The organism is Psychroserpens burtonensis DSM 12212, from assembly GCF_000425305.1.
Lineage (GTDB): Bacteria > Bacteroidota > Bacteroidia > Flavobacteriales > Flavobacteriaceae > Psychroserpens > Psychroserpens burtonensis.
Genome location: NZ_AUDE01000013.1, coordinates 116,535 through 130,637 on the forward strand (window position 1 = coordinate 116,535; position 14,103 = coordinate 130,637).

The following is a 14,103-nucleotide window of genomic DNA, read 5'->3' on the forward strand; positions in this document are numbered from 1 at the left end:
AATAGTACATGGAAGCTTCGAAAGTAATTCACGCTATTTATACGGATGATGACGTCTTAATGAATGCTGTCAAAAAAGTGAAGGCAGCAAGACATCATATTGAAGAAATATACACGCCTTTTCCAGTTCACGGACTAGACAAAGCGATGGGACTTGCGCCGACAAGATTAGCTATTACATCATTTTTGTATGGTTGTGTTGGTTTAACTGTTTCTATTGTCATGATGAATTTCATTATGATAGAAGATTGGCCTCAAGATATTGGTGGCAAACCAAGCTTTAGCTATATCGAGAATATGCCTGCATTCGTGCCTATCATGTTTGAGCTAACTGTGTTTTTTGCAGCCCATTTAATGGTTATTACGTTTTATTTAAGAAGTAGAATGTGGCCATTTAAAAAAGCTGAGAATCCTGATCCAAGGACTACAGATGACCATTTTTTAATGGAAATTGCTGTTCATGGAGACGAAAATGAATTGACAAATTTATTGAAAGAAACTGGGGCAGTAGAAATTAATTTAATTGATAAAACGCATTAATTGATACAGATGAAAAGTGTTTTTAAAATAGTAGTAGTATTAATGGTATTTGCAAGTGTTGTTTCTTGTAAAAAGAATTCAAGACGTAATTATCAATATATGCCAAATATGTATGAGTCTATCGGTTACGAAGCTTATCAGGAATCTGATGCTTTTCCGGGGGGAGTAGAGGCTCAGTTGCCTGCGGAAGGTTCAATTCCTAGAGGAGATCACATGCCTTTTGAAATTGAAAATTCTAATGATGGGTATTTATTTGCGAAAGCAAACTTGCTAAGTCCATTAGATTCCACGCAAGTTGATGGTAATAGAGGTGGTGAGTTATACGATATTTATTGTGGTATTTGCCATGGTAGTAAAGGAGCAGGTCAGGGTAAACTGGTCAAAATGGAAAAGATTTTAGGGGTACCGAGTTATGGCGATGTAGCTAGAGCAATTACAGAAGGTAGCATTTATCATACTATATACTACGGAAAAAATGCAATGGGTGGTTATTTAAATCAGCTAGATGAGGAAGAACGTTGGCAAGTTGTTAATTACGTACTGACCTTAAAGGCAGAGCTCGATAAAAAATAAGATAGATAAAGATTATATATAATTATGTATACATTTTCAAGTAAATTAAAATCAGTTGCTTTAGGCCTAATGATCGTTGGATTAATTGGTGTTGCGTATGGTTTTTTCTCATCTAACAAAGATTTTACGGAAGTAGAAACAATGTTGGCGAGCGAAACTCATTATGGTGAAGGTCATGAGTCTGCATCAGCCGATGAACACGCAGTAAAAGTTGACGATTCTCACGCTACTGGCACTCACGCGGAAACTGCTGGTAATGATTCTGAAGAAGTACATGGACACGCGGAAGTTGATGAGCACACTAAACATGTTAATCATGTAATGCATGCTATGCATAAAAGACCCTGGGCAGCATTGTATGTTGCAGCGTTTTTCTTTTTTATGATTGCACTAGGTGTTCTAGCATTTTATGCTGTTCAATTCGCATCACAAGCTGGCTGGTCTCCTTTATTGTTAAGAGTAATGGAAGGTATAACGGCTTATATGATGCCTGGAGCTGTAATCGTTTTATGTATCGCTCTGGCATCCGGGTTAATTGGTCATTACGGATTATTTATTTGGATGGATCCAGAGGTGGTGGCTCACGATAAGTTAATTCAAGGTAAGACAGATTGGTTGAACATCACTTGGTTTGGAATAAGAGGATTTATATTTATAGCGGGATGGTATTTATATAGATTTTTCTCACGCAAATATTCTATAGCTCAAGACGAAGCAGATGATAATAAGAATTTTATAAAGACATTTCGTATTTCAGCGGCATTTCTGGTATTCTTTTTGTATACAGAATCTATGATGTCTTGGGATTGGATTATGAGTGTAGATCCTCACTGGTTTTCAACATTATTTGGATGGTATGTGTTAGCTGGGATGATGGTTTGTGGAATCACAGTTATTTCTATGGTTACGATATACTTAAAGTCTAGGGGCTTTTTACCAAAAGTAAATGATAGTCACATCCATGATTTAGCTAAATTCATGTTTGGGTTTAGTATATTTTGGACGTATTTATGGTTCTCACAATTTATGTTAATCTGGTATTCAAATATTCCTGAAGAAGTAACATATTTCGTAACACGCTTTCAAGACTATTTAGTTCCGTTTTTAGGGATGGTTGCAATGAATTTTGTATTTCCATTATTGGTCTTAATGAATAGTGACTATAAACGTATTCCTTGGTTTGTTGTTATGGCAGGTGTTGTAATTTTATGTGGTCACTACATTGATGTTTATGTAATGATTATGCCAGCAACAGTAGGTGATCAGTGGTATATAGGGATTCCAGAAATATCGTCTATGTTATTCTTTACGGGATTGTTTATTTATATCGTCTTTAATGCATTAACAAAACATCCTTTAGAGCCAAAACGTAACCCTTTCATCAAAGAAAGTGAACATTTTCATTATTAATAAATTACATAAAGAACAGAAACGACAATGACTGCTTTTTTAACACTTATAATAGTACTTTTTATACTAGTTGCAATTTGGCAAATGGTCAAAATTTTTGATCTTGCTCAGGTGGGTTCCTCGGATAGCCAAGTAGCTACAGATAAAGACAATAAAATTAATGGTTACATGATGATGGGATTTTTGGTCTTCATTTATGCTATTACCATACTGAGTTTTTGGTATTTAGGAGACTTGCCTTTAACATCTAATGCAGCCTCCGAACACGGAACTGAAATAGATAAGTTGATGATTATATCAATGATTGTTATCTTTATTGTTCAGACTATTACACAATTTTTATTACATTATTTTGCCTTTAAGTATAAAGGGGAAAAAGGACGTAAGGCGTTATTCTATGCGGATAATAATACATTGGAAGCTATTTGGACGTTCATACCTGTGATTGTTTTGGCAGGTTTAATTATCTATGGTTTATTTACTTGGACAAGTATCATGAACGTGGACGAAACCGATGATCCTTTAATTGTTGAGTTATATGCGCAGCAATTTAATTGGAAAGCTCGCTATGGTGGTGAAGATAATACTCTAGGACTAGCAAATGTAAGATTGATCGATATTGATCGTGCTAATATTTTAGGTGTAGATGAATCTGATCCATACGCACAAGATGATGTTATCACTCAAGAGCTTCATTTACCTGTTGGTAGACCTGTACTATTTAAAATGCGTTCACAAGACGTGTTGCACTCGGCATATATGCCACATTTTAGAGCGCAAATGAATTGCGTCCCTGGTATGATTACTCAGTTTGGATTTACACCTTCTGTGACTACGGCAGATATGCGCCAAAACCCAGACATTCAGGAAAAAGTTGAGAATATCAACAATATAAGGCTGGCAAATAGTGTTGAAATAGAGGCCAAAGGGCAAGAATTACTTTACGAGTTTGACTATTTATTATTATGTAATAAGATTTGTGGAAAATCACATTACAACATGCAAATGAAGATTATAGTGGAAACTCAAGAGGAATATGATGCTTGGATGAAAGAGCAAAAAGTATTCAAGAATTCTTTAATAAACAACTAAAAAAAAAAGAAATTATATTATGTCAGCAAACGCAGATACTCATTCACACGACGATCACGGGCATCATCACAAGGAGACATTTGTAACTAAATATATATTTAGTCAAGACCATAAGATGATTGCCAAGCAATACCTTATAACCGGTATTCTTATGGGAGTTGTCGGGGTTTTAATGTCTATATTGATGCGTATGCAAATTGCATGGCCAGAGCAACCTAATGCACTTTTTGAAGCATTACTAGGTAAGTGGGCGCCAGATGGTGTTATGGATGCGGATATTTATTTGGCATTGGTAACAATACATGGTACCATTATGGTATTCTTTGTGTTAACCGCTGGTTTAAGTGGTACGTTTAGTAATCTTTTAATTCCGTTGCAAATTGGAGCGCGTGATATGGCATCAGGTTTCTTAAACATGGTTTCATATTGGTTGTTTTTTACGTCAAGTGTGATTATGATCTCATCATTCTTTGTTGAGTTTGGACCAGCGGCAGCAGGTTGGACAATTTATCCTCCTCTAAGTGCTTTACCAATGGCCCAAGGTGGCTCTGGTATGGGTATGACTTTATGGTTGGTGTCTATGGCAATATTTATTGCGTCTTCATTGTTAGGATCTCTAAATTATGTAGTAACCGTATTGAACTTGCGTACAAAAGGGATGTCTATGACAAGATTGCCTTTAACAATTTGGGCGTTTTTTGTAACAGCTATTATTGGTGTGGTATCTTTTCCAGTACTATTAGCTGCGGTATTATTATTAATAATGGATAGAAGTTTTGGAACTTCATTTTTCCTTTCAGATATATTTATACAAGGTGAGGTGTTACACTATCAAGGTGGTTCTCCTGTGTTATTTGAGCATTTATTTTGGTTTCTTGGACATCCAGAGGTCTATATTGTGCTTTTGCCAGCATTGGGTATATCTTCAGAAGTTATTGCAACAAATTCACGTAAACCTATTTTCGGTTATCGAGCAATGGTTATGTCAATTTTGGCAATCGCTTTTCTATCAACCATTGTTTGGGGTCACCATATGTTTGTTTCAGGAATGAACCCATTCTTAGGGTCGGTATTTACGTTTACGACTTTATTAATTGCCATTCCTTCAGCGGTAAAAGCATTCAATTATATAACCACACTATGGAAAGGTAACCTCCAAATGAACCCGGCAATGCTGTTCTCAATTGGATTAGTGTCTACTTTTATTACTGGTGGTTTAACTGGAATAATTTTGGGTGATAGTGCACTAGATATTAACGTGCATGACACCTATTTTGTTGTAGCTCATTTCCATTTAGTAATGGGTATTTCAGCATTGTATGGCTTTTTTGCAGGAGTCTACCATTGGTTCCCAAAAATGTTTGGTCGCATGATGAACAAAAACTTAGGTTATTTACATTTCTGGGTGACTGCAATTTGTGCTTATGGGGTGTTTTTTCCAATGCACTTTATAGGAATGGCCGGTCTTCCTAGACGATATTATACAAATACTAATTTTCCTTTGTTTGATGACTTAGCAAATACAAATGTTATTATTACGATGTTTGCAATCGTAGGAGCTATTTTCCAATTCGTCTTCTTATACAATTTCTTTGCTTCTATTTTCTTCGGAAAGAAGGCAGAGCAGAATCCATGGAGATCAAACACACTGGAATGGACTACCCCAGTTGAGCATATTCATGGTAATTGGCCAGGAGAATTACCTCACGTACACCGTTGGTCTTATGACTATAGTAAACCCGGTCATGAGGAGGATTTTGTACCTCAAAATGTTCCATTATATGATGGTGAAGAAGAATTACAACATTAGGTAAATTCCTTTTAAAAGGAATCCTATAATAAATTATCAAGGACCTTTAGATTGAGCAATCATTCTAAAGGTCTTTTTATTTAGACTGAAATCTAAAATCTTATTAGTTATTCTATTCTTTTGTAATACTATAAAATCTATATGACGTAGAGAGCTTAATTAGGTCTGCGTTGACAAATACGCATTCAAAAATTATAATTTTAAATTTGGAGGTAGATTGGAAATACCTAAACAGATTGATGTATTATTTGAGTAATCAATTTGCCTTCGTTATTCATTTTATTATTTGTTAAGAGTAGTATTCTAGTTGCCTATAAATGAATTTATGAATAGATTTTCTTATTGCTAATTGAGACCAGTAGTGATTTCTGAATATTTTGGGTATTCATTAAAAAATAAAGAAGCGGAGCTTAAGGTATTAAATGCCTAAGGTGGGTTTAAAAGGAGTCTCTTTTGGAGTTTACGAAGATGTTTCCATTTAAAAAATATCAATAATGTAATTTCTAATCGTTAACTTTGAATTATATAATTACTAAAGATTCCCGCTTTCGTGGGAAACGCTATGAACGAAAACCTAGACCCAACAGACGAGAATTTTACACCCGAAGAATTAGATGTTGAAAAAAAGTTAAGACCTTTATCTTTTGATGATTTTACGGGCCAGGATCAGGTCTTAGAAAATCTTAAAATTTTTGTCCAGGCTGCTAATGGAAGAGAGGAAGCTTTAGATCATACCTTATTTCATGGACCTCCAGGATTAGGTAAAACAACCTTGGCACATATCTTAGCTAGTGAACTTAATGTGAGTATTAAAGTGACTTCTGGTCCTGTATTGGATAAGCCAGGTGATTTAGCAGGACTACTTACAAATCTTGATGAACGTGATGTGTTGTTTATTGACGAAATTCATCGATTGAGCCCTATTGTAGAAGAGTACTTATATTCGGCAATGGAAGACTATAAAATTGATATCATGATTGAGTCAGGGCCTAATGCAAGAACGGTCCAAATCAATTTAAATCCGTTCACGTTAATTGGAGCAACTACGCGCTCAGGATTATTAACGTCTCCAATGCGAGCACGTTTTGGGATTCAAAGTAGACTTCAGTATTACAATACAGAATTATTAACCACAATCGTTCAGCGTAGTTCCTCTATTTTGGGGGTGCCAACTTCAATGGAAGCGGCTGTAGAAATTGCAGGGAGAAGTCGCGGTACTCCAAGAATTGCAAATGCGTTGTTAAGGCGTGTTCGAGATTTTGCTCAAATTAAAGGTACTGGTAGTATTGATATTAAAATTGCAAAGTTTGCGCTAGAGGCGCTTAATGTTGATGCACACGGTTTGGATGAAATGGATAATAAAATTTTGTCAACTATAATTGATAAATTTAAAGGCGGACCTGTTGGAATTACAACAATTGCGACTGCTGTAAGTGAAAGTGCCGAAACTATCGAAGAAGTTTATGAGCCATTTTTAATTCAGCAAGGCTTTTTAATGCGCACTCCTCGTGGTCGTGAAGTGACTGAGCAAGCCTATAAACATTTAGGTAAAATCAAAGGTCCAGCCCAAGGCGGACTATTTTAGTAACTAATCAAAAGATCACGCTGAGCTTGTTATTTGAGCATAGTCGTAGTTTATTAAAAGACAAATCTTAATTGTGAGTATAAATAAACGAATCCCAGAAGTTCCCCTTTTAAAATTTATTAGGCATTCTTTAGAAATTCTTAAAAACCCATTACCATTTCACAATACTAATTTCAAAGAACAAGGCGATGTTTTTAGATTGAAAATTGGGTTCAATAATAGTGTCGTTTTTTGTAGAGATGCTGCTTTTGCCGTATATGTGCTTCAGAAGAATCAAAAGAACTATAAGAAATCTAAAATTCAAACCGTAGACTTAGTCAAATATGTAGGTGAAGGTTTATTGACTTCCGAAGGAGAAAAATGGAAGAAGCAACGTAAAATGATGCAACCTGCTTTTCATAAAAAGCAACTCGAGAATTTGTTAAGTGGAATGCAAGATACTATAGTTTCAGAATTTAAAAATATTGAAACAAATAAGGTTATCGATGTGTTTCCTATCCTTAACGACTTGGCATTTCAAACGGTCGTGAAGTCCTTATTTACTAAAGCAGCAAAAGCAAAAGATATGGAAAGGCTTCAGTTTGTAACCGAGGCGAATCAAAGAATGTTAGTCAAAGAACTGCGCCAGCCTTATTTAGCGTGGTGGTTCAAAATAAGTGGAACGCTAGACAAATATGTTGAGCTATCAAAAGAAGCAAGAACTATTCTAAAAGGCATCGTTGAACAAAGAAAAGCCCCAGGTAAACGTTACGATGATTTATTGGATATGCTTTTAGAGACGAAGTATGACGATGGTAAGGGAATGAGCGAAGAACAGCTTATCGATGAAATCTTAATTATTTTTACTGCTGGACATGAAACAACATCTAATGCATTAACTTTTACGTTTCAATTATTGGCTAAACATCCTGAATGGCAAGATAAAATTCATGAAGAATGGTTAAAATTAGGTGGAGACGATACAGATTTAATGTCTCGAGTTTCAACATCTAAAGTTTGTCAACAGGTATTGGAAGAGTCTATGCGACTGTATCCACCAGCTTACTTTATTGACCGTGTCAATATAGAGGCAGATCAATTTAATGATATGGATTTTGAGCCGGGTTGTAATTTGTTGTTTTCGGTTTATGAGATCCATAGGCATCCAAAATTATGGAAGCAACCAAGTGTTTTTATGCCTGAGCGCTTCGCTGAAGGCTCTCGACCATTTTCGTCTCAATATTTTCCTTTTGGTGCAGGACCAAGGAAGTGTATTGGTAATAATTTTGCGATGTTTGAAATGATTATTGCTGTGACTGAGTTAATTTCAAAATTTAAGATACATGCAGAGTTTGACGACATTGATATTACTCCTTTAATTACATTGAAACCAAAAAATGCTTTTTTAAGATTTGAAGAGAGAGTATAGTTTTTAAGGTTTATTTCGTCTAATAAAGGCAGTACTTTAGCTTAGATTAAATGACATGACCTAATAAATATAACTTTTATCTATTTTATTCGTCCACGGTTTTAATTTGATTTACTTTTCCGTCGCTATTAAATCAATTAAAATGAAAAGATTACGAAACCGAGTTTTCGTCATTACGGGAGTTATGACAGTATTAATGTCATGTGCATCAGATAATGATAACTATGAACCAATTCCTTCTCAAGGAATCTTAGAGAGCAGAATAATTGAACTTTATGGCTCTAAGGAGGCTTTAATTCAACCATTATCTACAGATTTTAACTTAATCCCTAACGACCCTAATAATCCAATTACTGAGGCAAAAGTAGCCTTAGGTCAAATGCTTTTTCACGAAACAGGAATCGCAATGAATCCAAATATGGATGAAAGTATGCAAATGTACTCTTGTGCAAGTTGTCATCATGCTAAAGCAGGTTTTCAAAGTGGAATTTTACAAGGTATTGGAGAAGGTGGAAATGGTTTTGGTATCAAGGGTGAAGGTCGATTTAAAAATGCTTTATATGCAGAGTCAGACTTAGATGTTCAACCCATTAGAACACCTTCGGTATTAAACGTTGCTTATCAAGATGTAATGCTATGGAATGGTCAATTTGGTGCTACAGGAACAAATCAAGGCACAGAAGCTAATTGGACTATTGGAACACCAAAAGAAGTTAATACTCTTGGTTTTGAAGGTGTAGAAACTCAAGCTATTGCGGGTTTAGATGTTCACAGGTTATTAATAGATGAAGACTTTATTATAAACTCCGCTTACAAAAATATGTTTGACGAAGCATTTCCAAATGTTGACGAGTCACAACGCTATTCAAAATTAAATGGTGGTTTAGCTATTGCAGCTTATGAGCGCACATTATTGCCTAATCAAGCGCCTTTTCAACAATGGCTAAACGGAAACGAGAATGCTATGAATGAACAAGAAACAGAAGGAGCGCTCTTGTTTTTTGATGATGCTAAGTGTTTTTCATGTCATTCGGGCCCAGCTTTAAACGGTATGGATTTTTACGCCTTAGGTATGAAAGATCTATCAGGAGACGATGTGTTGACTGTAATAGATGATGGTACAAAACGAGGTAGAGGCGGTTTTACTAATAATCCAGAAGACGATTATAAGTTTAAAACACCTCAGTTATACAATTTAAAAGATGTCACGTTCTTTGGTCATGGAGGCAGTTTTCAATCTATAGAAGCTATTGTTCGCTATAAAAATAATGCTGAAGTCGAGAATCAAGAAGTGCCATCAGGTCAGATTTCATCGTTGTTTACATCGCTTAATCTTACAGATGATGACATCGATGCGATTACTGCCTTTCTAGAAAACGCACTTTACGATAGTAATTTACAACGTTATGTGCCAGAAGAACTACCAACGGGTTATTGTTTCCCTAATGCAGATCCAATGTCATCTCAAGATATGGGTTGTGACTAATTTATTACATTTTAGAGCGTCATAAAACACTTAAGTCTACTTTAGATGTTTAAATTTGGAGGTGAATAAAACGCAACACTCTCAATTTATTAAAACAGAAGCCAAACGTCTTGGCTTTTTGTCTTGTGGAATCAGTAAAGCTGGATTTTTAGAAGAAGAAGCGCCTAGACTAGAAAAATGGTTAAAAAATAATGCGCATGGAGAAATGCGTTACATGGAAAATCATTTTGATAAACGCCTCGATCCTACAAAATTGGTTGAAGGTTCAAAAAGTGTTATCTCTCTACTCTTAAATTATTATCCTTCGGAAATGCAAAACCCCGAAAGCTATCAACTTTCTAAATATGCTTATGGCACCGATTATCATTTTGTCATCAAGGATAAACTGAAAGAATTATTACAATCCATCCAAGATGAAATTGGTGATGTTCATGGACGAGCGTTTGTCGATTCTGCACCTGTTTTGGATAAAGCTTGGGCAGCAAAATCGGGTTTGGGATGGATTGGTAAACACAGTAACTTATTAACCCAACAAATTGGCTCCTTCTATTTTATTGCAGAGCTTATTATCGATTTAGACTTAGAATATGATTATGCAACCACAGATCATTGCGGAACCTGTACTGCGTGTATTGATGCCTGTCCAACAGAAGCCATTACAGAGCCTTATGTAGTAGATGGGAGTAAGTGTATTTCCTATTTCACCATAGAACTTAAGGAAAATATTCCATTAGATTTTAAAGGTCAGTTTGATGATTGGATGTTTGGTTGTGATATTTGCCAAGATGTATGCCCTTGGAATAAATTTTCAAAAGCACACAGTGAACCATTATTTAATCCACATCCAGAATTGTTGGATATGACCAAAAAAGATTGGGAAGAGATTACAAAAGACACCTTCAATAAAGTCTTTAAAAAGAGTGCGGTTAAGCGCACTAAGTTTGACGGGTTAGAACGAAATATTAAGTTTTTGAAAGAGTAAATTTCCGAAGAAAACCAAACACTTCCTCTTTTAAGTTCCTCGTAAAACACGTACATTTGTAATTCGGTTTGTCATCAACTATAATTACAAATTGATTAATCCACACATTTATGAGCAAGGAAAGTAAACGCAGAGAAGCTTTAGTGTATCACGCAAAACCAAGACCAGGAAAAATACAAGTAGTTCCTACAAAAAAATATGCAACACAAAGAGATTTGTCTCTTGCGTATTCACCAGGAGTTGCAGAGCCTTGTTTAGAAAATGAAAAAGACAAAAAAAACGTATATAAATATACTGCTAAAGGTAATTTAGTGGCCGTTATCTCTAATGGTACAGCTGTTTTAGGTTTAGGGAATATTGGTCCGGAAGCGTCTAAACCTGTAATGGAAGGGAAGGGCTTACTATTTAAAATATTCGCAGATATCGACGTGTTTGATATTGAAGTTGATACAGAAAATGTTGAAGAATTCATTCAAACAGTAAAGATGATTGCTCCAACTTTTGGAGGTATTAATCTAGAGGATATTAAAGCTCCTGAAGCTTTTGAAATTGAGCGTCGTTTAAAAGAGGAGTTAGATATTCCTGTGATGCATGATGACCAACACGGTACTGCTATTATTTCTGCGGCTGCATTATTAAATGCTTTAGAAATTGCAGAAAAGAAAATTGAAGACGTGCAAATTGTCATTAGTGGAGCAGGTGCAGCAGCTATTTCTTGTTCTCGATTATATCAAGCATGTGGAGCCAAGCGTAAAAATATGGTGATGTGTGATAGTAAAGGTGTGATTAGAGATGATCGCGATACCTTATCTAAAGAAAAGGCAGAATTTGCAACCCATCGTAAAATCGACACACTAAGGGAAGCCATGCAAGATGCAGATGTTTTTATTGGGTTATCAATGGCAGATATTGTAGATCAAGCAATGTTAAAAACAATGGCGAGCAATCCAATTGTGTTTGCTATGGCAAATCCAAATCCAGAAATAAAATACCAATTGGCGATAGATGCTCGTGATGATATTATCATGGCGACAGGACGAAGTGATAATCCAAATCAAGTAAATAACGTCCTGGGTTTTCCTTTTATATTTAGAGGCGCTTTAGACGTGCGAGCGACAAAAATTAATGAAGCTATGAAAATGGCTGCAGTTTTTGCGTTGGCAAAATTAGCGAAAGAGCCAGTGCCAGAGCAAGTAAATATAGCCTATGGTGAAACGCGTTTAACATTTGGTAGAGATTATATAATTCCTAAACCCTTTGATCCTAGATTGATTGCAGAAGTACCTCCAGCGGTTGCTAAGGCTGCCATGGAAAGTGGTGTTGCTACAGAGCCAATTGAAGATTGGGAAAAGTATAAAGATGAGTTGTTAGAGCGATTAGGCTCTGATAATAAAGTGGTTAGATTATTAATAAATAGAGCTAAACTCAATCCAAAACGCGTGGTTTTTGCAGAGGCAGATCATTTAGATGTTTTAAAAGCGGCACAAATTGTTTATGATGAAGGGATTGCAACACCAATACTTTTAGGAAGAAAAGAGACCATTTTAAAACTCATGGAGGAGATTGAGTTTGACGCTGATATAGAAATTATTGATCCAAAATCTGACGAAGAAGAAGAACGAAAAAATAAGTATGCTAAAGTCTATTGGGAACAGCGCAAACGTAAAGGTGTGACCTTGTTTTCCGCAGAAAAATTAATGCGAGAGCGTAATTATTTTGCTGCTATGATGGTGAATGAAGGCGATACAGATGCTTTAATTTCTGGGTATTCTAGAAGTTACCCAGTGGTTGTTAAACCTATGTTAGAATTAATTGGTTTAGCTCCAGGTTCTACAAGGATAGCGACCACCAATGTCATGATGACACAACGCGGACCGATGTTTTTGAGCGATACCTCAATAAATATTAATCCGTCAGCAAATGATTTAACAAGAATTGCTCAAATGACAGCCGGAGTTGTCAAAATGTTTGGGATGGAACCTGTTATGGCGATGATATCTTATTCTAATTTTGGGTCTTCAAAAAATCAAACGGCTGTAAAAGTTAGAGAAGCTGTTGAGTATTTGCATAAAAGACACCCAGATTTAGTTGTAGATGGTGAGTTACAAACCGATTTTGCATTAAACAAAGAGATGCTTCAGGATACATTTCCATTTTCTAAGTTAGCGGGTAAAAAAGTAAATACGCTGATTTTTCCAAATTTAGAATCTGCAAATATCACGTATAAATTACTTAAAGAATTGAATAAAGCAGATTCGATTGGTCCAATAATGATGGGAATGAAAAAGCCTGTTCATATTCTACAGTTAGATGCAAGTGTTGACGAAATAGTAAACATGACTGCCATTGCTGTGATCGATGCGCAACAAAAGGAAAAACAAGCAGCACGACTACAGAGTGCTTTACCCAACTAATCGACTTTGAAATGTAAATAATTTTATTACATTTGATTTTTAAATCCGAATTAAGAAATAGAACTTCATTATGAAGGTTAAAGCGGCAAAAAATTATAACTTATTTTAAGTTTAAGCACATAATTTTATGTTTAAATATTTAGGTGTAGTATAGGTGTTGCAAGTAGTTTTTAAATGTAATAGATTTTCTGTTTTTTAATTTGGAGGTAACCCAAGTGAAAAATGATTACACACATACAAGGTAAATTGGTAGAAAAAAACCCAACAGATGTCGTTATCGATTGTAATGGTGTTGGTTATCTTTTGAATATTTCATTACATACATTTTCTCAAATTCCAGACCAAGAGGCTCTTAAGTTATATACACATTTAATTGTACGTGAGGATTCTCATACACTGTTTGGTTTTTCATCTGTTTCTGAACGTGAAATTTTTAAGCTTCTATTATCGGTAAGTGGTATTGGAGCTAGTACTGCTCGTATGATGCTGTCGTCATTAACACCACAACAGGTTAAAGAGGGTATTGCACTTGGTGATGTTGCGTTAATTCAGTCTATTAAAGGTATTGGAGCAAAGACTGCAGCACGTGTGATATTAGATTTAAAGGATAAAGTGCTTAAAGTTTATGATATTGACGAAGTTTCTGTTAGTATGAGCAATACCAATAAAGATGAAGCGTTATCTGCTTTAGAAGTTTTAGGATTTACTAAAAAGCAATCTGAGCGCGTTGTAGACAAAATTGTATCTCAACACCCAGACGCAACTGTAGAAAATATAATTAAAGACGCTTTAAAAAATTTATAG

The 14,103-nt window shown here is 35.4% G+C and carries 11 protein-coding genes; all 11 read left to right on the plus strand.

Annotation, left to right across the window (positions count from 1 at the left end; genetic code table 11):
* Positions 1-8: 8 nt before the first annotated feature.
* The 11 genes from H593_RS0106545 (at position 9) to ruvA (ending at position 14,103) form a co-directional block, all read left to right on the plus strand.
* Positions 9-539, plus strand: a complete 531-nt coding sequence (locus H593_RS0106545) for a DUF3341 domain-containing protein (RefSeq protein ID WP_028871712.1) — start codon at positions 9-11, stop codon at positions 537-539.
* 9 nt (positions 540-548) lie between these two features.
* Positions 549-1,112 (plus strand): c-type cytochrome, encoded by a 564-nt coding sequence (locus H593_RS0106550; RefSeq protein ID WP_028871713.1) that lies wholly within the window; start codon positions 549-551, stop codon positions 1,110-1,112.
* 24 nt (positions 1,113-1,136) lie between these two features.
* Positions 1,137-2,522 (plus strand): hypothetical protein, encoded by a 1,386-nt coding sequence (locus tag H593_RS0106555; RefSeq protein WP_028871714.1) that lies wholly within the window; start codon positions 1,137-1,139, stop codon positions 2,520-2,522.
* A gap of 27 nt (positions 2,523-2,549) precedes the next feature.
* Entirely contained in the window at positions 2,550-3,614 is a 1,065-nt protein-coding gene (locus H593_RS0106560; protein WP_028871715.1) for a cytochrome c oxidase subunit II, read from the plus strand.
* Positions 3,615-3,633: 19 nt separating this feature from the next.
* The gene (locus H593_RS0106565; protein ID WP_028871716.1) at positions 3,634-5,424 is read left to right on the plus strand and encodes a cytochrome c oxidase subunit I; all 1,791 of its coding nucleotides are present in this window, start codon (positions 3,634-3,636) and stop codon (positions 5,422-5,424) included.
* Positions 5,425-5,986: 562 nt separating this feature from the next.
* Positions 5,987-7,009 carry a Holliday junction branch migration DNA helicase RuvB gene (gene ruvB, locus H593_RS0106570; RefSeq protein ID WP_028871717.1) on the plus strand — a complete coding sequence of 341 codons (1,023 nt, stop codon included), beginning with the start codon at positions 5,987-5,989 and terminating at the stop codon, positions 7,007-7,009.
* Between the two features lie 73 nt (positions 7,010-7,082).
* Entirely contained in the window at positions 7,083-8,417 is a 1,335-nt protein-coding gene (locus tag H593_RS0106575) for a cytochrome P450 (RefSeq protein ID WP_028871718.1), read from the plus strand.
* 142 nt (positions 8,418-8,559) lie between these two features.
* Positions 8,560-9,903, plus strand: a complete 1,344-nt coding sequence (locus H593_RS0106580; protein ID WP_028871719.1) for a cytochrome-c peroxidase — start codon at positions 8,560-8,562, stop codon at positions 9,901-9,903.
* Between the two features lie 61 nt (positions 9,904-9,964).
* Positions 9,965-10,885 carry a tRNA epoxyqueuosine(34) reductase QueG gene (gene queG, locus H593_RS0106585; protein WP_425414346.1) on the plus strand — a complete coding sequence of 307 codons (921 nt, stop codon included), beginning with the start codon at positions 9,965-9,967 and terminating at the stop codon, positions 10,883-10,885.
* Between the two features lie 110 nt (positions 10,886-10,995).
* Positions 10,996-13,299, plus strand: coding sequence for an NADP-dependent malic enzyme (locus tag H593_RS0106590; RefSeq protein WP_028871721.1), 2,304 nt, complete (start codon positions 10,996-10,998; stop codon positions 13,297-13,299).
* A 222-nt stretch (positions 13,300-13,521) separates the two neighbouring features.
* Positions 13,522-14,103 (plus strand): Holliday junction branch migration protein RuvA, encoded by a 582-nt coding sequence (ruvA, locus tag H593_RS0106595; protein ID WP_028871722.1) that lies wholly within the window; start codon positions 13,522-13,524, stop codon positions 14,101-14,103.